Origin of the sequence: Collinsella sp. An271 (assembly GCF_002159695.1) — a bacterium.
GTDB classification, from domain to species: domain Bacteria; phylum Actinomycetota; class Coriobacteriia; order Coriobacteriales; family Coriobacteriaceae; genus Collinsella; species Collinsella ihumii.
The window spans coordinates 116,377-136,479 of record NZ_NFJE01000006.1 but is presented as its reverse complement, the minus strand read 5'-3'; the positions used below and the strand labels follow the sequence as shown (position 1 = coordinate 136,479).

Below are 20,103 nucleotides of genomic sequence, written 5' to 3'. Positions count from 1 at the left end.
GGTACGTCCCCCGGCTTGCATGCAAAAGCCCCGGCGGCAGTTCAGGTCCTGCCGCCGGGGCTTGTCGGATTCACGAATAGGCAGATGGCTTAGAACGCCGCCTGGACGGAGTCGCCGAACGTGTCGGCCAGGTACTCCTTGAACTCATCGGTCGTCAGCACGTCGACCAGCGCCTTGATGCGCTCATCGTCCTCAAGCTCGGGCCTCGTCACGATGACGTTGGCGTACTCGTTCTTGATGACGTCGGAGTCGGCGCTCTCCTGGGCCACGGCGTCCGCCAGCGTCAGGCCGGCGTCGATGGCGTAGTTGCCGTTGATGACCGCGAAGTCCACGTCGGCGAGCGTGGAGGGCAGCATGGCGGCCTCCTGCTCGAGAATCTCGACGTTGTGCGGATTGTCCACGATGTCGTTGGGCGTCGCGGTGATGCCGGCGGACTCGGAGAGCGTGATGACGCCGTGCTCCTGCAGAAGCAGCAGCGCGCGGCCCTCGTTGGTGGCGTCGTTGGGAACCGAGATGGTCGCGCCGTCGGCGATGTTGGCGAGGTCGTCCGACTTGCCGGCGAACACGCCCATCGGCTCGAAGTGGATCTTGCCCACGTTCACCAGGTCGGTGCCGTTCTCCTCGTTGTAGTTGTTGAGGTAGTTGATGTGCTGGAAGTAGTTGCAGTCGATCTCGCCGGCGGACACGTCTTGGTTGGGAAGGATGTAGTCGGTGTACTCCTTCACCTCGAGCGTGATGCCCTGCTCGGCGAGCTTGTCGGCAGCGAAGTCGTTCAGGATCTCGGCGTGCGGGCTCGGGCTGGCGGCGACGGTCAGCGTCTGCGAGCTGCCCTCGGCAGAAGAGCCGCCGGCAGCCGACGTGTCACCGGAGGTGCCGCACGCGGCCAGAGATCCGACGCCGACGACAGCTGCCGCGGCGGCGATCAGGGAACGACGGGAGAGAGCGATGTTGTTCAACATGGTAAATACCTTTCTTGATTGAGATTGTTGGAGAAGCGGTCGTCGCTAGACGCCGCGGTGGTCGACCTTGCGCGCGGCGATGTCGCACACGCTCTGGATGACCTGCACGATCACCACGAGGATGATGACGGCGACGATCATGACCTCGTCGACGCGACGGTAGTATCCGTAGCGCACGGCGATGTCGCCCAGGCCGCCCGCGCCGATGGCGCCGGCCATGGCGGTGTAGCCCAGCACGGAGATGAGCACGACGGCGACGCCGCGCACGATGGAGGGCAGGGCCTCGGGCAAAAGCGCCGAGAACACGATGCGCGCCGTGCTCGCCCCGCACGCCTCGACGGCCTCGACGGACTCACGCGGCACCTCGGCGAGCGACTGCTCGATCATGCGCGCGATGAAGGGCGACGCGGACAGCACGAGCGGCGGGATGGTGCCCAGGATGCCCGACCCCGTGCCCATGATGAGGCGCGTGAACGGGATGATGAACACCATGAGCACGATGAAGGGGAACGAGCGCAGGATGTTGACGACCCAGCCCAGCACCGCGTTGAGCGCGGGCGCGGGGCGCAAGGAGCCCGGAGCGGTGAGGTAGAGCACCACGCCGAGCGCGATGCCGATGATATATGAGATCAGCGTGGGCACGAGCACCATGACGATCGTGCTTCCCGTGCCCTCGACAAGAAGCTCGCCGTACTCGGCGATGAAGGCGTTCGCGGCATCAAGCATCCCAATCAACCCTTTCGAGCAGCACCTTCGCGGCCTGAGAGGTGGGGTTGGCGAACACGTCGGCCACGCTCCCCTTCTCGACCACGCGGCCGTGCTCCAACACGACGACATTGCGGCAGATCTTCTCGACGACGCTCATCGCATGCGTGATGACGATGACCGTGACGCCCGTTTTACGGTTGATCTCGCGCAGCAGCTTCAAAATCGTGTTGGTGCTCGCCGGGTCCAGCGCGCTGGTGGCCTCGTCGCACAGGATGTACTCGGGGTCGCACGCGAGCGCGCGGGCGATGGCGACGCGCTGCTGCTGGCCACCGGACAGCTGCGAGGGGTAGGACGGCGCCTTCTCGCGCAGGCCGACCATGTCGAGCAGGTCGAGGGCATACGCGCGGTTCTCGGCCGTCACCTTGCCCGTCGCGGCGAGGAACGGGAAGCACACGTTGTCGAGCACGGTCTTTTGGGACAGCAGGCCGAAGTTCTGGAAAATCATGGCCACGCGGCGGCGATAGCTGCGAAGCTCCGCGCCGGACAGGCTCGTCACGTCCTGCCCGTCGACGACGATCTGGCCCGACGAGGGGCGCTCCAACAGATTGATGCAGCGCACGAGCGTGGACTTGCCGGCACCGCTCATGCCGATGATGCCCATGATGTCGCCGTCGGCGATATCGATGTTGATGTCATCGAGAGCATGCGCGACGCCCGAGGCGCCATCGAACTCTTTGCACAGATGTTTGATTTGAATCACGAGAAAAACTCCGCCCGATGATGGTTCGCGAACTGAGGCGGGCCGTCTTCTGCCAAAGACGACCTAATGAAGGCGCCCGGTCTCCCCATGCCGGCGGGTTGCGCGCGGCATAGCAAAGTGCCCGGGCGAGGGCATCATCATAACCATCATCATATGTGCGGCATTCGTAAACATGCAAACTACAGTAACAGGGCTACATGTCCGATGCAAGCGCGAAACGGCTGTGAAACAAGAGGACGTGACAGCGAGATAGAGCAGCCGGCACCCCGGGACGGATCGCCGCCCCGGGGTGCCGGCTGCTCTATCGTGCTGTCACGCGCGCGGCGCTACTCCGCCGCGGCCTCCTGGGCGCGCTTGTGGCTCGCCGCGTACTCCTCGCGGGTCATGACGTCCTCGATGCGCAGGTTGATGCCCGCCACCTCGAGCCCCGTCATGGCAGCCAGGCGCTCGGTGACGCGCTCCTTGACGTCCTCGAAGATCGCGGGCGCGTACGCGCCGTACTCGATGATGACCGAGATGTTCACGATCACGCGGTTGTCGTCGGTGACCTCGACGGACACGCCCTTCGTCAGGTTCTCGGCGCCCAGCGTCTCCTGCACGAAGTGCATGAGGTTGCCCTTCATGCCGAGCACGTGGGCAGCCTCGCGCGTGGCGATGGCGACGATCTTCTCGATCACGCCGTTGGAGTAGGTCAGCGAATCCTCGGAATCGAGCTCATCGTCGTCGAACTCCCCGTCGTCGGCCATATCGTCGTCCGCCGGCTCCTGCGCGTCGGCGACGACGACGCCCGCCGTTTCGGCAACGTCGATCTCGGCCGCCTCCGGCTCACCCGTCTCCACAGCAACCTTGAGCTCGTCGGTCATGGGTGCTCCCCTTTCTGCTTGCGCGGACGCGCCGCGATCCTGCTACGTTCCGTACGCAAAAGGCAGGCCTAGCGCTTTCCGCCGAACAGCCTGCTGAAGAAGTTGACGATGCCGTTGTCGCCATCGCGGATCTGGCCCAGCGTGGCGCCCACGCCGGCGAAGATGGCGATGACGATAGTCGACCACAGTCCGATCGTCAGGATGAGGACGGCGAGCACGAACCCGATGAAGCCGTACAGCACCGTGTAATGGTGCGTGTCGGCGTATGCCCACAGCGATGCGCCCAGCCCCTTGATGAAGCCGACGGCCTGGTCGCCGAGGGCGCTTCGCGCGTGCGCGGCCTGCTCGGATGATGCATCGGATGCCGGCGCCGCCTGATCGTCGGCCATCGGCTCCTGCTCGATCGTCAGCTTGGGCGCCGCCTTCTTGGCGCCGGAGTGTACGGTATCGCTCACGCTAGACCTCCTTGGTCACGATCGTGGTCTTGCTCGGCAAAAAGCGGATGCGGGCGACGACGCCGGGCGTGCCGAGCAGCGCCTCGCATGCGGTCTCGACACGGCGCTGCATGCGCCGGGCCAACGCGTCGAGCCCCTGGTCGGTAAAGGCGATGGCCTCGACGGTCAAACGGACCTCGTCGCGGCCCTTTCCGGCAACGCGTCCCTCGACCGACTCGATGAGCACGTCGTCCTCGCCCGGCGCGGCGCGGCGCGCGGCCGAGGCCAGGGCGGTGAGGCTCACCTCGATATCGGGATTGCCCGCCGGATGCACGCAGGTGATCTCGGGCCGCTCGGCGAGCGTCATGATCGCGACAACCAGGATCCCGAGACCCGCGATCGCCGCGCACGCGAGCGACGCGACATGTCCCGCGGGCGTGTCGAGCACGCGGTCGATGTGGCCCAACGGCACGCCGGCGCGCTCGGCGGCGAACACGCCGCACACCACGATGCCGGCCATGAGGAACAGGACCGCAAGGACCTTCCTGAACGCGCGCATGCGCCAGCCCCCTTCCGAGAGATCGAACGTGAGAACAGCTTAGCAGACGACAAACGCCTCGTGCGATCCGAGTTGCGCCGAGGCGCGCAGCCGTCCCGCTCGTTTTCGTATACCCGAAGGCGCGCTTCCGCCGCGCTCGATCGCGGAATACGCAAAAGCCGGGCCGCGATGCGCGGACCCGGCTTTCATCATCCACGACGTGGACGAGCGTGCGCTACTCCTCCTCGAGGGCGGCGACGACCTCGTCGGTCATGTTCATGGTGTGGTAGACGTCCTGGACGTCGTCGAGCTCCTCGAGACGGTCGACGAGGCGCTGGACCTTCTTGGCATCGGTGGGCGTGACATCGGTCGGGGTGGTCGGAACCATGGTGAGCTCGGAACCCTTGACCTCGATGCCCTGCTCCTCGAGACCCTTGGAGACGGCCATGAGGTCGCCCGGGGCGGTCCACACGACCCACTCCTCGCCGGCGTCCTCGTAGTCGTCGCCACCGGCCTCGGCGACGGCCATCATGAACTCCTCCTCGTCGCCCGCGGCGCCGTTGGCCATCATGTTCTCTTTCTTATCGTTGGGGTCGACGATCTCCTTGGCGACGATGACCTGGCCCTTGCGCTCGAACTGGAAGGCGACCGAGCCGCTGGTGCCGAGGTTGCCGCCCGCGTGGCTGAACGCGGAGCGGACGTCGGCGGCGGTGCGGTTGCGGTTGTCGGTCAGGCACTCGACGTAGACGGCGACACCCGCGGGACCGTAGCCCTCGTAGACGATGTTCTCGTACACGGCGGCGTCGGCGCCGGTGCCGAACGCCTTGTCGATAGCGCTCTTGATCTTGTCCTTGGGCATGGACTGAGCCTTGGCCTTGGCGACAGCGGCGGCAAGGGAGGCGTTGTTATCGGGATTGGGGTCGTTGCCCAGGCGGGCGGCGACGGTGATGTTACGGGAAAGCTTGGAGAAGAGCGCGGAGCGCTTAGCGTCCTGCGCGCCCTTGCGGTGCTTGGTGGTGGCCCACTTAGAATGTCCGGACATGCGAGACTCCTTCGTACTTACGCGAGCCGGCGACGCGCGGTGCGCAGGGCCGACCTTTAGAAACACACGGACGGTATGATATACCGAATGGCGGACGCGAAAAAGCCCCCTTGCCCATGGCCACGCAATGAGCACGCAAGCACATGCACATCGGGGACGTACCTCCCGTATGCAAACTCGGGGACGTACCTTCCGCGTGCACTTTTGCAAATCGGGGACGTACCTTCAGCTTGCACGCTTGCGCTGAGGGAGACGGCTCCGTAAAAACCGCTTCGAAGAGGATGCTGGCTCCTGCCGGCTTTTTTCACGGTCGAAAACTGGCTACATGACCTCTTCCGACGTCCCCTCACCCGTTTTAGGGGATCGCGCATCATTTTGAGAGGGCCCCTCCCCCGGAATCCGCCGCGAACATACAAGCCGATACGGTGAAGGCCTGTCCCCCTCGAGCAAAAGTGCAAGCCGAAGGTACGTCCCCGAATTTGCAAAAGTGCAAGCGGAAGGTACGTCCCCGATTTGCATTTTGAACGTAAGCTTTGCGGTCTCATTTTTGCCCTGCTACATGGTAAAACGTTGCTTGCAAAATTTTGAAAAAAGACCCTTGCATCTCGCTGGGCACATGGATATGATGCAGTGCCATCCACAGGGGCATGCGCGAGCCCCCGTGGCCCTAGTTTTTGTTTTTCTCGCCAAAAGCACCAGCTTTTGACCGTGGGAAGGATGGGGATTATGGGAACGCAGAACCCCGCGTCGCCGCAAGAAGCGGCAGGCACGGATTCGGGCCCGCACCTAGAGCCCGGACGTGCACACCGAGCCGGAGACGAATCCGGCAATCTTATCGAAACAATCAGAACATCGACAATCGACCAGACGCTCGCCATGCTCGGCGTCGGCGCCGGCGGCCTCCCGTCCACGGAGGCGACGGCACGCCAGCAGCGCTACGGCAAGAATCTGATCGAATCCGGCAAGAAACGCTCGCCCATCATCGCATTTCTGTCCAACTTCACCCACCTCATGGCCATATTGCTGTGGGTGGCGGGCATCATCGCGTTCATCGCGGGCCTGCCCGAGCTGGGCGTTGCCGTATGGCTCGTCAACATCATCAACGGCGTCTTCAGCTTCTGGCAGGAATATCGCGCAAGCCAGGCGACCGAAGCGCTCAAGAAGATGCTGCCCGCCTACACCAACGTCATCCGCGACGGACAGGAGCAGAAGGTGCTCGCGGAGGACCTCGTCCCCGGCGACATCATGCTTCTGGCGGAAGGCGACAAGATCTCGGCCGACGCCCGCGTGATCGCGAGCTCGGATCTGCAGGTGAACCAATCCACGTTGAACGGCGAGTCCAACCCTTCGCGCAAAACCTCGGACGCCGTCCTCGAGGAAGGGCTCTCCGCAGCCGAGATCCCCAACCTCGTCTTTGCCGGCACGAGCGTGTCGGAGGGCAACGGCCGCGCCGTGGTGATCCGCATCGGCATGGACACCGAGTTCGGCAAGATCGCGAGCCTGACCCAGAACATGGAGGACGCCGAGAGCCCGCTGCAGCGCGACCTCGACCGCCTCACCAAGCAGGTCACCGTCTTCGCCATGTGCATGGGCATCATCTTCTTCTCCCTCTCCATGTTCGTCGTGCATGAACCCTTCGCGCAGTCGTTCATCTTCGCGCTCGGCATGGTCGTCGCCTTCATCCCGGAAGGCCTGCTGCCCACCGTGACGCTGTCGCTCGCCATGGCGGTGCAGCGCATGAGCCGCCGCAACGCCCTCGTCAAGAAGCTCAGCTCCGTCGAGGCGCTGGGCTCCACAAGCGTCATCTGCACGGACAAGACCGGCACGCTCACCCAAAACGAGATGACGGTCAACCACCTGTGGACCGCGTCGCGCGAGTACGAGATCACCGGCGTTGGCTATGCGCCCGAAGGCGCCATCGAAGCGGGCGGAACGACGTATCGCGCCGTCGACGACCCCGATCTGGAGCTTTTGCTGGAAGGCGGGCTTCTGTGCGGCAACGCGCGCCTGCACGCCCCCGAAGAGGAGGGCAAGCGCTACGAGGTCTACGGGGACCCGACCGAGGCCTGCCTGATCGTGTCCGCCCAGAAGGGCGGCATCGACCCCGCTGAGCTGGAGAGCCGCATGCCGCGCGTGAAGGAGCTGCCCTTCGAGAGCCGCCGCAAGCGCATGACGACCATCCACAGCCTGGAGGACCCCATCGACGGGGCGACGCGCATCGCCTTCACGAAGGGCGCCCCCAACGAGGTCGTGCGCCTGGCGGACAAGATCCGCGTGGACGGGCGCGTCGTGCCCATGACCGACGAGCTGCGCGCCCGCATCATGGACGCCAACGACTCCTATGCCGCCGACGGCCTGCGCGTGCTCGCCGTGGCCTATCGTCCCCTCGGCGCCGAGGCGGAGCGCCAGGGCGTGCCCGCGTCCATGAGCGCCTATACGCCCGAGACCATCGAGCGCCACCTCACCTTCGTGGGCCTCGAGGTCATGATGGACCCGCCGCGCCCCGAGGTCGCCGCGGCCGTCGCCGAATGCCGCCGCGCCGGCATCCGCATCGTCATGATCACCGGCGACTACGGCCTGACCGCCGCGAGCATCGCCCGGCGCATCGGCATCGTCGACGGGGGCGACCTGTCGGTCATCTCGGGTTTCGAGCTCTCGAAGATGAGCGACGACGAGCTGAAGGAAAAGCTCGCCGGACAGGTGGTCTTCGCCCGCATGGCGCCCGAGCAGAAGCTTCGCGTCGTCACCGCCCTGCAGGAGATGGGCGAGATCGTGGCCGTCACCGGCGACGGCGTGAACGATGCGCCGGCGCTCAAGAAGGCCGACATCGGCGTCGCCATGGGCGTGGCCGGCACGGACGTGGCCAAGGAGGCCGCGGACATGATCCTGACCGACGACAACTTCGCCTCGATCGTGGCCGCCATCGAGGAGGGTCGCGCGGTGTACAGCAACATCCGCAAGTTCCTCCTCTATATCTTGAACTCCAACGCGCCCGAGGCCGTGCCGAACGCCGTGTACCTGCTGTCTGGCGGCGCCGTGCCCCTGCCGCTGACCACCATGCAGATCCTGACCATCGACCTGGGCACCGATATGCTGCCCGCGCTGGGTCTTGGCACCGAGCCCCCCGAGGGCACCGTCATGGACCAGCCCCCGCGCGACCCCAACGAGCGCCTGCTCAACCCGCGCGTGCTCGTGAAGGCCTTCCTGTGGTACGGCCTCATGGGGTCGATCGCGGCGATGATCGGCTACTTCCTGGTCAACATCCTGAACGGCTGGCCCGCCGTGCCGCTCGCCGGCATCGGCAACGACGCCGACCCGGTCTACATCCAGGCGACGACCATGACGCTCGCGGGCATCGTGTTCGCCCAGATCGGCCAGGTCATGAACTGCCGCACCGAGAAGACCTCGGTGTTCAAGATCGGGCTGCTCGCCAACCGCCAGATCGTCATCGGCATCGTGTTCGAGGTCGCCCTCATCGTGTTTTTGACGGTGTTCCCGCCGCTCCAGAGCGTGTTCCATACCGCTCCGCTCGCCTGGCAGGACTATGTCTTCCTCTGCTGCATCCCGCCGGTGGTCATCGCCATCGAGGAGGCGCGCAAGGCCTGGCTTCGCCGCCGCGACGCCCGGCGCGCCGCGCGGCAGGCGTAGAGGCGCACCCGGTTTTCGGGTTTTCCCTTATGCAACGCGGGGAGCGCGCACTCCCCGTCTTTTGAAAGGTGATTAAGATGAACGTGATCGTTGTAGGAGTCGGGTTTCTGGGCTCCGGCCTGGCCGAGCGCCTGTCTCGCCAGGGCTTCGAGGTGACCGTCGTCGACCGCGACCGGGCGGCACTCGACGCGCTCAGCCCCTCGTTTACCGGCAAGAAGGTCTGCGGCGTGGGCTTCGACCGCAGCGTGCTCGAGGAGGCCGGCATCATGCGCACGAGCGCGCTGGTCTCGTGCATGGGCTCCGACGAGGCCAATATCGTGGTCGCCCATGTGGCGCGCAGCATGTTCCGCGTGCCCCGCGTCATCGCGCGCCTGCACGACCTGTCCAAGGCCGAGACCTACCGCAGGCTCGATATCCAGACCATCTCCCCGAACGACTGGGGCATCTCGCGCATCTGCGAGCTGCTGACCTACCAGCAGCTCGACGGCGTCTACGACATCGGCTCGGGCGACGTGCGCCTGGTGCGCGCGGACATCCCGGCGCTGCTCGACGGCTCCACCGTCCGCGAGCTCACCGCCATAGGCGAGGTCCAGATCGTCGGCATCTCGCGCAACAACGAGACATTCATACCGACCCAAGGCACCGTGCTCGCCAACGGCGACATCATCTACGCCGCCGTCACGTCCTCGGCGAGCCGCAAGTTCAAGCAGATGCTCGGCATCGGAGAGTAGGCGATACTATGCAGATCATCATTGCGGGCGGCGGAAAGATCGGCGCCCACCTGGCATCTCAGCTGTGCGCCGACGGCGAGACCGTCACGATCATCGAGCAGCGCGCCGAGGCGGTGGAGCGCCTGCGCCGCTCCTGCCCCGATTGCACCATCATCGAGCAGAGCGCCTCGAACCCGCGCACGCTCGAGCGCGCCGGCGTGCACATGGCCGACGTCGTCGCCGCGGTCACCGGCCAAGACGAGGTCAACCTCGTGGTCTCCATGCTGGCCAAGATGGAGTTCTCGGTGCCGCGCGTCGTCGCGCGCGTCAACGACCCGGCAAACGCCTGGATGTTCACGCCGGTCAACGGCGTGGATGTCGGGGTGAACCAGGCCGAGATCATCACCCGCTTCATTCGCGAGGGCATGAGCCTGCGCGACATGCTCACCCTGATGAAGCTCGGCCGCGACGAGCACAGCATCGTGCAGACCACGGTCAAGCCCGGCTCGAAGGTGGAGGGCATGCCGCTTTCCCAGATCACCTTCCCCGATCAGACGATCGTGGTCGCCGTCGACCATGGCGGCGACCTGATCGTGCCGAACGGGCGCACCGTCCTGCGCGCGGGCGACGAGACCGTGCTGTTCTGCAGCCGCGAAGGGCGCGACGAGATCCGACGCATGTTCGCGTAGCGTAGCCGCTGGCCGCAAAAAAGCGGCGGCGCGTTTTGGGGTCCGTCCCAAAACGCGCCGCCGCATCTCCTGTTTACGGGTCGTTTGGGGATGGGTTGGAACGAACCCGTCCCCAAACGACCCGTTCAGCGTTCTAGACGTAGGAGCGCTGCGGGCGCTTGGCGCGCAGCGCGTAGACCAGCAGCACGACGCCCGCGACCACCAGCGGCAAACTCAGCAGCTGCCCCATCGTGATCACACCGCCGAAGAGGTAGCCCAGCTGCGCATCGGGCACGCGCACGAACTCGACGAGGATGCGCGCGACGCCGTACCACGTGATGAACACGCCCATGAAGGTACCCTGCGGCAGCAACGGCTTCTTGCGCGAGAGCACCTGCATGAAAATGAACAGCAGCACACCCTCGAGCATCGCCTCGTAGAGTTGCGACGGATGGCGCGCGACGTCTCCCCCGCTCTCGAAGACCACACCCCAGGGCAGGTCGGTCGGCTTGCCCCACAGCTCGCCGTTGACGAAGTTGGCGCAGCGGCCCAAACACAGGGCGATCGGCGCGCCGATGACGGCGAGGTCGGCGATGGTCCATGCGGAGAGCTTGCACAGACGGCAGCCGATGATGCCGCCGATGATGCCGCCGACAAGGCCTCCGTGGAAGCTCATGCCGCCATGGTTGGTCGCCAGGATCTCGAGCGGGTGCTCGAAATAATATCCTTCGCCGTAAAACACGATGTAGAACAGGCGGGCGCCGATCAGAAGACCGAACACCACGCCGATGACAACGGTCATCAGGTCGTCGACGGAGATATCGAACCCCCAGCGCTTCTGCGTGCGGTACATGACGATACCCGTCAGAATCGCCCCGAACACATAGGCGAGGCCGTACCAGTAGATGGTGATCGGACCGGCGGAAAACGCGATGGGGTTGAGGCTGTGGTACAGCTCGTTGAGCACGATGCCCCTCCTGAAGGTCGCAAACGGTAGATAGGACTGCCGCCGGGGCGGATGCGCGCCCCAGACAGCAAGAGGGCCGCGCGCGGCGGCCCCGGGATTGCTGCGATGCGCGCTCGATTAGAACGGCGCGTACTCGTCGTAGATGTCGGACATGCCCGGCATCTCGTTGACGGCGACCACGCGCGTCACGCCCGGCACATGCTCCTTCAGGATGCGCTCGATGCCCATGGAGAGCGTGAGCTGGCTCATCGGGCAGCCGGCGCAATGGCCGGTGAGCTCGAGCGAGACCACGCCGTCCTCGTCGACGCCGTGATATTCCATATCGCCGCCGTCAGCCTGAAGGTTGGGGCGGATCTCCTCGAGCACGGCAAGCAGCAGCTTCTCATTAACAGCCACAGGGGGCTCCTTTCATAACATGTACATGCGAGGTTATGGTACTACAAGCTCTTACCCAACGGCGCCTCTGTACAAACTCAACGCGGAGCACGGCTGCTGCTTTTTAGGGCGGGGCCGTTTCTACTCATGACGGCCCCGCCCAAAACGTGCCGGCTTTAGCCCATAAGGCCCGTGGCGACCGTGGCCAGGGCGACGATGACGCCCACGATGGACTCGCCTCCCAAGATGCCCGATGCCACCACGACGCCCGTCTCCTCGGCAGCCTCGTCGTCGGCCCCGCGCGCCGCGCAGACCCGGTCGTAGACCCAGCGCACCACCGCGCCGAGCACCGTGGAGATGGACATGTAGAACGGCAGGTAGACGCCCAGGCCGATCATCATCGACGGAATGCCCGCGACGTAAAGGACGGCGCCCGCCGCAAGCCCGATGACGAACGCCGGCACGCTCGGGATGCCCGAGACCATCGTCGCGACCACGTTGGCCTGCGCGGACACGAACAGCGCATCGGCCCCGAACGCCTCGGGGCCGTAGGCGGTGACGAGCGCGACCATGACCGCGACCGCCACGAACGTGCCCAGCACGGCGCCGATCGCCTGGCCGAACCACATGGAGCGCGGACTCGTGCCGATGATCTGGCCGGTCTTGAAATCGCTCATGACATCGCCCGCAAGGCCGCACGCGACCGCGATGACGCCGGCGACGAAAAAGAGCTGCACCTCGGTCGCCTCGGAGAAGGCGGCCACGAACAGCAAGACGATGAGGCCGAAGATCTCCATGGGATCGATGCCGGACTGGCCGACCGACTGCGCGCTCATGATGGCGCACACGAAGGAGAGTAGCACGACAACCATGGCGACCAGCGGGCTCAGCCCCAGCACGAAGCATGCGACGAGCGCGGCGGAGGCGGCCATGAGGGCGAGGACGCCCGCGTCGTAGCGCGAGATGAGGCGGGAGATGAAGCCGTCCCCGCGCGCGCTGCGGCCGCTGCCGGACGCGCGGGCGCCGCGCACGAGCGGCAGCGCGATGTCGCGCACGACCACGCCCGCGCCCGATCCCATCATGAGGCCCATGCCTAGGCTGCTCACGATGCCCTGGGCGGTCGGGATGTCCCACACGCCCAGCATGCTGCCGCCCGTCACGATGCCGAACCAGCCCACGACCGCGCCGACAGCCCAGTAGATGATCGAGCGCCGACCGGCCAAAAACCCGACGGCCCAGCGCATGGGCGACATCTGGATGCCGAACGCCACGCCCGGAACCGGCAGCTGCGCCACCAGCGACGGCATGAGGCCGAGCACGTCGCGCACGACGCACCATGCCCCCGCGATCGCCATGGACCCGAACAGCTTCTTACCCGTCGAGCCGCCGGCGCGGCTCGCGAGCAGCGTCTCGGCCGCTGCCACGCCGATGGGGTACTCCAGGTCGGACTCCTCGACGAAATGACGCTGGATAAGAGCCGTGCACACCAGGCCGAGCAAGGTGCCGGCAAGCGCCACGGCGAGCATCTCGACCCAGCTCACCTCGTCGACGAGCCCCAGCATCCAGGCACCGGGAATGGTGAACGCCAGACCGCCGGCGACCATGGAGCCCGCCGACATGATGACCTGCGTGATATTCGCTTCGTTCAGACTGGTGCGCCCCACCGCGCGCAACAGCACCAGCGCGGTGATGGACGTGAAGATCGTCGGCCACGGAAGCGACCCCATCTTGAGTGCCGTGTAGACCGATGAGGCCGTGATGATGACGCAGCCGACGCAGCCGATCAGGATGCCGGCCAGCGACAATTGCCCGCGCAGACCAGCGCGGTCGCTCGTAGAGCTCATGTTGTTCTCCTTCGTATATCCGCTCCCCCTCGTGCCGGGAAGTCGGGTTACGGCTCGGACGCATGAATTATACAATGGTGCAGCAGAAACGGAAGTCCCGCCCGTGCACTTCGGCGGGCCGCCATACATGAGCAAAGGAGCGCCATGGATACCGTGCTGACCGTCGATGTGGGCAATACGACCACGCGGTTCGGGCTGTTCGCCATCGAGGGGGGCGACGAGGCGCTCGAGCTGCTCGGCTCCTGCGAGCTCACCACCCAGCAGCCGCTCACCTTCGACGAGGCGCGCATCCAGATCGCCCATGCGCTGTCGCTGCTGCCGGATCGCGCCCCGACCGGCTCGATTCTCTCCTGCGTGGTCCCCGCGCTGCAGGACACCTGGCGCCGCGCGCTGGGGGCCGACGGACGCGCGCGGCCGCTCGTGGTCGGCCCCGGCCTGAAATCCGGCGTGCGCATGAACTACGACGACCCCTCCGAGATCGGACCCGATCGCGTGGCCGACGTGGTCGCCGCGCGCGCCGCCTACGGCGCGCCCGCCATCGTCATCGACCTGGGAACGACGACGAACTTCGAGGCGATCGACGAGGGCGGCGCGTTCGTCGGCGGCATCATCGCGCCGGGCGTGGCCCTCGGCGCCCGCTCGCTCACGCAGGCCGCCGCGCGCCTGCCCATGATCGAGCTGCGCGCGCCCAAGCGGGTCGTCGGCCGCAACACGCGCTCGGCCATGCAGTCGGGCGTCGTACTCGGCGAGGTCGCGCGCATCGACGGCCTGCTCGACGCCATGATCGCCGAGCTCGGGCTGTCAGATGAGGCGACCCTCGTCATCACCGGCGACGGCGCCGAGACAATCGCGGCGCTGCTGCGCCATCGGACGGTCGTGGACGACACGCTCACCCTGCGCGGCCTCGCGCTGCTGTGGGTCGCGAACCGTAAGTAGAACAGGGGCCCCACAGGCCACCTTCGGGAGATGCGAGATGGAACGGTCGCCGCGCCCAGCACCATCCATGCACTCGGCACGGCGACATCAAGCGTGGAATGAATCAAGCTGCGTCTCCCGGAGAGCACAAAAACCGTCATGCGGCGCAGGTCGCATTCGCGTTGACATCTTCGATCGCCCGTCTCAAGCGCGCAATCGTCTCAAGGTCGAAAAGGTCCACAATACTGCCACGTGCATCGAAGGGCGCCCCCTGTAGAACACTCAGATCCTTCATCATGCCGTGCTTGACGACATAGCGAACGATCTCCTCGATGAAAAACATCTGGTCGACGCTCAAGCTCGAATCGTTGATAAAGTCAGAGAACGCATCATTCGCCGCCTTCTGATCGAGGCCGACAATCGACCGCACCAGCTCGCCAAGCGGCTCCTCACCATACGTATCCGCATACTCGTCTTTCGTTCCCAACTCAGACCAAAGCAGGCGCTCGAGTTTTCTGAGGTCGTAGTTCGAAAGAGGGAGATTCTCGTGAATCTTGCTGATGACCTCGTCATCCATATGTTGCCTGACATAGTAGGCAACGCGCTCGCGATAATTGCCCAAATCGACCCCCGCACTCGTGGTGTCCGATGCATAGCGAGAAGCCTCGATAACTTCGTCTTCAAACGAAGTGAACACGACCTTTTGGGCCGACGGGGAAATGAGCGGAACAAGCTCTCGAACGATCTTTCTTGCATGCTCCCAGTCAAGCACGCCATAGTGTTCAAGCGCCTCACCACTCATCAGCTCCTGCAGCAAGGCTCCCGCGCGCTCGACGGATGGAACGGTCCCGCAGTCTTGAGAAAGCGTCGCCGCTATCGCCTTGACCTTGCCGGCATAATACGACGTGCGCCTCCTATCTTGGGAAAGGACGGCAGCTTCGAGACCGTACACGAGAGCATCGAATCGCAGGGAACGCCCGTCGCCCGCAAGAGGCGGGACGATAGGAGCGACCTCCCTGGCAAGATCCTCCACATCGTTATCGCCAAGAACGGTGAATGCACCTCGCACCGAGAATCTCTCAATGTACTTGTAGTGCAGGCGCACCGCCATTGAGGGCTCATTGCCCGAAGCAGGGCGAAGGGCACCAACGCTGCCAAGCACATCGTCAACGAGGGTTCGGCGAAACTCCTTTAGGCCATCGGTCTGAAACGCCACATCCTGCAATTGCTTCGTGATGTTTACCTTGAGCTCAAAGATGCGCTGCTGAACCGACTTCGCGGCGGCGTCATCGGAGCCCTTCTTGCCCCCACCGAAGAACTTGAAATTGCCTCCCCAATCGAAAATGAGGAACTGACGCTTATCTTCTCCGTCCATCAGACCTTTACACAGACGAGTTCCGCGTCCGATCATCTGGTTGAACTTCGCCTTGCTCTTCACCGGTTTAAAGAATACGAGGTTAAGCAGCGAGGGAACGTCGATGCCGGTGTCGAGCATATCAACGGATACCGCGATACGGGGCAATCCATCGGCTTCCGAAAGCTCATCGATCAACGCCTGTGCATACTTGACGTGGTTGTCGACAACCGCGCAATAGCCGTCAGGATAGTATGGATACCGTCTTCCCCACACCTCGCGTATCGCCTCGGCATGGGCATGACTCCGCGCAAAGATGATCGTTTTGCCTATATTCTGTCCATAATCGACTTTTAGGCCCTTGTCCATCAGGGCGTCAAGGACTTTACCGATCGTCTCCGAGTTGAAAAGCCATCGATTCACCGCGCTCGCGCTGATCGATTCGGGCATCTCCCCTTCAAAATCGACGAACTGCTCTTCGTATGCCTCTTTCTCGGAATCGGACAGCTCCGCATAGGTGATACCGCGATCCATGATCTTCGTTGTAGCATCTTCGACTTCGTAATCGACGAGATAGCCATCTTCCACAGCCTGTTTGAGCTCGTAGCCATATGTCGGATCGCCCTCGGCGAGGCCAAACTCCGCATAGGTGTTATGACTTATCTCGTCTTTCGGCGTCGCAGTGAGTCCAACTACATACGCATCGAAATAATCGAAAATATCGCGATACTTGTTATAAATTGAACGGTGTGCCTCGTCGACTACGATCAGGTCGAAATGTCCCGGGGTAAACATGCGAGCGCCATCATCCAAGTGCGTCTCATCGACGCAGTTGATGATCGTCTGATAGGTGCTAAACACCCCGCGCGCATAGGGGTCGCGATCCTTGGAGCACATGTTTGTAACAGGGAGACTCGGAAGATTCACGACGAAAGCACGATATGCTTGGACAACCAGGCTGGTACGGTCGGCCAGGAAGAGCATGTTTTTGATCCAGCCGTGGCGTGACAGCACGTCCACGAGCGAAATGACCGTTCGCGTCTTCCCGCTACCGGTCGCCATCACCAGCAACGCTTTCCGCTGCCTATCCCGATCGAACGATTCGCAGACCGCCTTGATAGCCTCTTTTTGATAATAGCGTCCGCTAATATTGTCATCGATCGTTATGCTTGCCAGTGAGGCGCGCGAAGCCCGAAGATTGAAGAGCTTTTCTAGATCGCGCTTGGAATAGATTCCGGAAACGGAGCGTTCCGGATAGTCCCCATCGATAATGCGCGTATCGAATCCATTGGTGAGAAAGATGACCGGACGTCGACCGTACTGCCCCTCGAGGATATCGGCATAAAGCTTTGCCTGTTGGCGGCCCACAGCAGGATCAACACATGTCTTCTTAGCCTCTACAACAGCCAGAGGCCTACCGTCGTCACCGTACAGGACGTAGTCCGCAAACCCAATCCCGGCAGCGTTTGGCATCCCCTTGAGCTCAACTTCGTTGCGCCAATCTTCCCCTTCCGTCCATCCCGCGGATGCCAAGTTCACATCGATGTAGAGTTTTCGCGTCTCAAACTCAGATGGATCTGTGGGTTTGGGGGTGTAGGTGGTTTCGCGCTCCTTGCGTCGCTGGGTAAGCTCATCGGCAAGCTGGCAGTTCTCCCGCTCAAGCTCCTCAAGAGGTTTGGTCTCGCTTGTCGCAGACACCTCGATCGTGGATGCCGCAACAGAAGCGACGCTTTTGGGCCTTTGAATGAAACCGGCATCGAAATCCTGCTTATGATATGACGTTGGATTCATATAGCAATATGCAACGAAATCCAGGACGTAGAACAGGTTCTCGAGACAGAGCACCGCGCCTTTAGCAGCAATCTTCTTTTGGTTGTCATGAGCTGCGATGTTTCCCGCCTTACGGATAAAGGCAATCCTTACGTCCATGCCTTGCGGGAGCATGCGCTTAAATCCGGGCGTACTGACAAGCGTGGCAAGGTTGTCTTTCCACGGTCGCTCAAGGCTTTTGTCTACTGAATAGATCCATTTGACAGCAACTTCGAGTGCACGGCGACATGCCAGTACACACAGCTCAGGTGCAACCGAGAACGCATCCTCCGCGGTCTTGGCAGCCCGTGCGATATCGTCAAATCGCTCGTCGTATGTCAGAAACTCAAAGTTGCTCATGCCCATATTGTATACAGGCTTTTCGCCAAGAAGTTCAACAGCTCGCGGCTAACCCGCCGAGCGGCTTCTTGCGATTTGTCGACCGACTCGGCGAAGGCGGCGAACTCGCGTTGGAGGGAAAGAGGGGGAGTAGGAATAATCAGATGCGAAAGATGGGTTTTTGAAATATTACTCATGGACTTTTGTGCGCCATGAGCCAGCTTCTTGATTTCCTTTGAAAATGGAGATGACCCGAGCAGGTTCACTAAGTAGACTGCATCGACATCATCACGGGCATGCATCCGGAACACAATATCCGGAAACATCATGCTCCCTTCGGTTCTATCTACAAGCACGCATGACCCCACAAGTTCTGGAGTATTCTTTCTTGCCATCAAAATATCTCCAGTTCGCACCTCTTTCTCTGGCGAAAATGCCAGCTGAGATCCAATTGCCTTGTTCTCTTTCTCAAGGTATCTACCACTCGATAAAGCGCTCAACTTCAGAACCGCCGGCATATCGGGAGCAGAACGGGGACAACCTTCGCAAACTGGACTTTTTCCTGTCTCTATTCCATGCACGCAAGCTCCCAATGGACGGCAATCCCAGCGACTCCTCATCTCTGCACAGTGGTCCCCAAACATCTCGATAAACCGGGACTGCACCAATCGGTAAAGCCCGTTTCTTTGTCCGCATCTCTTTTCGATTAACAGTTCAATTTGCCTCAAACTATCGGCTATTGCCTTTTGATGGTCTTTCGAATAATAAGGAACTAATTTATGGCTATATTTGTTAAAATAAATATGCGGAATGGTCGCCCCTGACCTTTCTGATCCTAAGCGCAAGGATTTAACAAGGTATAGCAGATACCTGCAGTCGACGTTACCTTTTGGAATAAGCGCTTGCATCGTACCGAGAATTGAAGAACCTCCTTCTGCAACGAACGCGCGCCCAACCCCTGCACCATCTTTTACCACCACAACATATGGCTTAGGATGCAACTCACGCTGGGAAAAACCAACGATTCCGGATGCCCCGTAAACAGGGTGTTCTCCCTTAACCAAAAGATCTTTCTGCCGAATTCCGGTTGTCTTGCCAATGCACAGATCCTTTAGCTGACACAGCTTAGGAGCTTTCACGCTGCCACCCCCTGAAACCGGGATTGGCAACTACGCTATGTACCGACGATGCGAATTCCGCACGTTCCGCTGGTCGACCATGGCGTACTGCAGGGTGGTGTCTATTTTCTGATGCCCCAAAAGGACCTGCACCTGTTCAATAGGCATCCCCTTATCTATCGCACGCGTTGCGAGCGTTCTCCTAAACTTATGCGGATGCACTTTGTTGATGTCGAGCCGTCTCCCCAATTCGCGTAGCCTGATCTCAACACCGCTAATCTGGAGACGCCGGAACGGTTTGCATAGGGAGATAAACAGGGCTGGGTTATCGTCATCTCGAGATTCAAGATACGCCTGTAAATGCAACTTCGTGCGCGCGTCGAAATAAACCCTTCGCTCTTTATCGCCTTTGCCAAGCACGATGCATTCGCGCGCTTCAAAGTCCACGTCATCTCGATTGAGCCTTACCAGCTCGCCAACGCGCATACCCGTCGAAGCAAGCATGTCGACTATCGCCAAATCGCGCAACTCCCGGCAACCGTCCCGCATGCGCTCAAGAGCCTCGTCGGTGTATGTTTCCTTTACAGTCTTCGTTGACTTTATTTTTCGGATTCTCCGGACAGGGCTCTTGAGAATATAGTCCTCGACTTCAAGCCATGAGAAGAAACTGGACAGGATGCGCCGGACGTTGTCAATTGTCGTTTTCCCCGCTCTGCTCGTAAGCTGATAGCTGGAGAGATAGGCTCGGAGATCATCTGTCGTAACCCTGGTGACCACCTTGTTAACATTAACAAAGAACCGCTGAATGGTAGCCGAGTAGTACCTCAGCGATTTCTCTGAGCAACCCTCGAGGCGCTTTGCAGAGACAAAACGCTCGAGGTACTCATCGTTCGAAAGATGCGCACGTTCTAGTGGCAAGTTCTCGACATCGAAAAGACAGTACTCCAGAACTGCGTGCAGCCTCTCCATCTGCGCATTGTCAAGAACTTGAACCATAAGTCGCTCGATATCGAGCATGAGTGACTGCTTACCCTGCATGACTGGCCTCCTTT

Annotated in this window: 17 protein-coding genes; 4 read left to right on the top strand and 13 right to left on the bottom strand. The window is 62.2% G+C overall.

Annotated elements, in window-relative coordinates; all coding sequences use genetic code 11:
• Nucleotides 1-89: 89 nt before the first annotated feature.
• The 7 genes from B5F74_RS07070 to B5F74_RS07040 all read right to left on the bottom strand — a co-directional run bounded on the left by B5F74_RS07070 (nucleotide 90) and on the right by B5F74_RS07040 (nucleotide 5,304).
• Nucleotides 90-959: a MetQ/NlpA family ABC transporter substrate-binding protein gene (locus tag B5F74_RS07070; RefSeq protein WP_204212492.1), complete on the bottom strand. Its 870-nt coding sequence runs from the start codon at nucleotides 957-959 to the stop codon at nucleotides 90-92.
• A gap of 45 nt (nucleotides 960-1,004) precedes the next feature.
• The gene (locus B5F74_RS07065) at nucleotides 1,005-1,685 is read right to left on the bottom strand and encodes a methionine ABC transporter permease (RefSeq protein ID WP_087201173.1); all 681 of its coding nucleotides are present in this window, start codon (nucleotides 1,683-1,685) and stop codon (nucleotides 1,005-1,007) included.
• Nucleotides 1,678-2,427, bottom strand: coding sequence for an ATP-binding cassette domain-containing protein (locus B5F74_RS07060; protein ID WP_087201171.1), 750 nt, complete (start codon nucleotides 2,425-2,427; stop codon nucleotides 1,678-1,680). Before B5F74_RS07060 ends, B5F74_RS07065 begins: the two co-directional genes overlap by 8 nt.
• 326 nt (nucleotides 2,428-2,753) lie before the next feature.
• On the bottom strand, nucleotides 2,754-3,173 hold the full coding sequence (locus tag B5F74_RS07055; RefSeq protein WP_239283403.1) for an Asp23/Gls24 family envelope stress response protein: 420 nt from the start codon (nucleotides 3,171-3,173) through the stop codon (nucleotides 2,754-2,756).
• 185 nt (nucleotides 3,174-3,358) lie between these two features.
• A complete protein-coding gene (locus B5F74_RS07050; RefSeq protein ID WP_239283397.1) occupies nucleotides 3,359-3,745 on the bottom strand; it encodes a DUF2273 domain-containing protein in 387 nt (128 codons plus the stop codon).
• 1 nt (nucleotide 3,746) lies between these two features.
• Complete coding sequence (locus B5F74_RS07045) at nucleotides 3,747-4,283, bottom strand: hypothetical protein (RefSeq protein WP_087201168.1); 537 nt, start codon at nucleotides 4,281-4,283, stop codon at nucleotides 3,747-3,749.
• A 214-nt stretch (nucleotides 4,284-4,497) separates the two neighbouring features.
• Complete coding sequence (locus B5F74_RS07040; RefSeq protein ID WP_066829240.1) at nucleotides 4,498-5,304, bottom strand: YebC/PmpR family DNA-binding transcriptional regulator; 807 nt, start codon at nucleotides 5,302-5,304, stop codon at nucleotides 4,498-4,500.
• Between the two features lie 726 nt (nucleotides 5,305-6,030).
• Between B5F74_RS07040 and B5F74_RS07035 the strand changes: the two genes are divergently transcribed.
• From B5F74_RS07035 to B5F74_RS07025, 3 genes are all read left to right on the top strand, one after another.
• The gene (locus tag B5F74_RS07035; RefSeq protein WP_087201167.1) at nucleotides 6,031-8,952 is read left to right on the top strand and encodes a cation-transporting P-type ATPase; all 2,922 of its coding nucleotides are present in this window, start codon (nucleotides 6,031-6,033) and stop codon (nucleotides 8,950-8,952) included.
• Nucleotides 8,953-9,029: 77 nt separating this feature from the next.
• A complete protein-coding gene (locus B5F74_RS07030; protein WP_087201165.1) occupies nucleotides 9,030-9,683 on the top strand; it encodes an NAD-binding protein in 654 nt (217 codons plus the stop codon).
• A gap of 8 nt (nucleotides 9,684-9,691) precedes the next feature.
• Complete coding sequence (locus B5F74_RS07025) at nucleotides 9,692-10,351, top strand: TrkA family potassium uptake protein (RefSeq protein ID WP_087201164.1); 660 nt, start codon at nucleotides 9,692-9,694, stop codon at nucleotides 10,349-10,351.
• A gap of 133 nt (nucleotides 10,352-10,484) precedes the next feature.
• Here the strand turns inward: B5F74_RS07025 and lgt are convergent, their stop codons facing one another.
• From lgt to B5F74_RS07010, 3 genes are all read right to left on the bottom strand, one after another.
• Nucleotides 10,485-11,297 (bottom strand): prolipoprotein diacylglyceryl transferase, encoded by an 813-nt coding sequence (gene lgt, locus B5F74_RS07020; protein ID WP_087201161.1) that lies wholly within the window; start codon nucleotides 11,295-11,297, stop codon nucleotides 10,485-10,487.
• A 117-nt stretch (nucleotides 11,298-11,414) separates the two neighbouring features.
• Nucleotides 11,415-11,693, bottom strand: coding sequence for a NifU family protein (locus B5F74_RS07015; protein WP_087201160.1), 279 nt, complete (start codon nucleotides 11,691-11,693; stop codon nucleotides 11,415-11,417).
• Between the two features lie 155 nt (nucleotides 11,694-11,848).
• The gene (locus B5F74_RS07010; protein WP_087201158.1) at nucleotides 11,849-13,516 is read right to left on the bottom strand and encodes an OPT/YSL family transporter; all 1,668 of its coding nucleotides are present in this window, start codon (nucleotides 13,514-13,516) and stop codon (nucleotides 11,849-11,851) included.
• 144 nt (nucleotides 13,517-13,660) lie between these two features.
• On the opposite strand from B5F74_RS07010, the gene B5F74_RS07005 reads away from it, so the two are divergent.
• Nucleotides 13,661-14,452: a type III pantothenate kinase gene (locus B5F74_RS07005; RefSeq protein ID WP_087201156.1), complete on the top strand. Its 792-nt coding sequence runs from the start codon at nucleotides 13,661-13,663 to the stop codon at nucleotides 14,450-14,452.
• A gap of 136 nt (nucleotides 14,453-14,588) precedes the next feature.
• Here B5F74_RS07005 and B5F74_RS07000 read toward each other — a convergent pair whose 3' ends face one another.
• The 3 genes from B5F74_RS07000 to xerA are packed head-to-tail and all read right to left on the bottom strand — an operon-like array spanning nucleotide 14,589 to nucleotide 20,089.
• On the bottom strand, nucleotides 14,589-17,954 hold the full coding sequence (locus tag B5F74_RS07000; protein WP_087201258.1) for a DEAD/DEAH box helicase family protein: 3,366 nt from the start codon (nucleotides 17,952-17,954) through the stop codon (nucleotides 14,589-14,591).
• Nucleotides 17,951-19,072: a restriction endonuclease subunit S gene (locus B5F74_RS06995; RefSeq protein WP_158095718.1), complete on the bottom strand. Its 1,122-nt coding sequence runs from the start codon at nucleotides 19,070-19,072 to the stop codon at nucleotides 17,951-17,953. Before B5F74_RS06995 ends, B5F74_RS07000 begins: the two co-directional genes overlap by 4 nt.
• Before the next feature lie 30 nt (nucleotides 19,073-19,102).
• Nucleotides 19,103-20,089, bottom strand: a complete 987-nt coding sequence (gene xerA, locus B5F74_RS06990; protein ID WP_239283396.1) for a site-specific tyrosine recombinase/integron integrase — start codon at nucleotides 20,087-20,089, stop codon at nucleotides 19,103-19,105.
• Nucleotides 20,090-20,103: the final 14 nt, after the last annotated feature.

What these genes read in the sequence shown, in the direction of transcription:
- B5F74_RS07070 (WP_204212492.1), bottom strand. Translation starts at nt 959, where the DNA reads ATGTTGAACAACATCGCTCTCTCCCGTCGTTCCCTGATCGCCGCCGCG.
- B5F74_RS07065 (WP_087201173.1), bottom strand. Translation starts at nt 1,685, where the DNA reads ATGCTTGATGCCGCGAACGCCTTCATCGCCGAGTACGGCGAGCTTCTT.
- B5F74_RS07055 (WP_239283403.1), bottom strand. Translation starts at nt 3,173, where the DNA reads ATGGCCGACGACGGGGAGTTCGACGACGATGAGCTCGATTCCGAGGAT.
- B5F74_RS07045 (WP_087201168.1), bottom strand. Translation starts at nt 4,283, where the DNA reads ATGCGCGCGTTCAGGAAGGTCCTTGCGGTCCTGTTCCTCATGGCCGGC.
- B5F74_RS07040 (WP_066829240.1), bottom strand. Translation starts at nt 5,304, where the DNA reads ATGTCCGGACATTCTAAGTGGGCCACCACCAAGCACCGCAAGGGCGCG.
- B5F74_RS07035 (WP_087201167.1), top strand. Translation starts at nt 6,031, where the DNA reads ATGGGAACGCAGAACCCCGCGTCGCCGCAAGAAGCGGCAGGCACGGAT.
- B5F74_RS07030 (WP_087201165.1), top strand. Translation starts at nt 9,030, where the DNA reads ATGAACGTGATCGTTGTAGGAGTCGGGTTTCTGGGCTCCGGCCTGGCC.
- B5F74_RS07025 (WP_087201164.1), top strand. Translation starts at nt 9,692, where the DNA reads ATGCAGATCATCATTGCGGGCGGCGGAAAGATCGGCGCCCACCTGGCA.
- B5F74_RS07010 (WP_087201158.1), bottom strand. Translation starts at nt 13,516, where the DNA reads ATGAGCTCTACGAGCGACCGCGCTGGTCTGCGCGGGCAATTGTCGCTG.
- B5F74_RS07005 (WP_087201156.1), top strand. Translation starts at nt 13,661, where the DNA reads ATGGATACCGTGCTGACCGTCGATGTGGGCAATACGACCACGCGGTTC.
- B5F74_RS07000 (WP_087201258.1), bottom strand. Translation starts at nt 17,954, where the DNA reads ATGAGCAACTTTGAGTTTCTGACATACGACGAGCGATTTGACGATATC.
- xerA (WP_239283396.1), bottom strand. Translation starts at nt 20,089, where the DNA reads ATGCAGGGTAAGCAGTCACTCATGCTCGATATCGAGCGACTTATGGTT.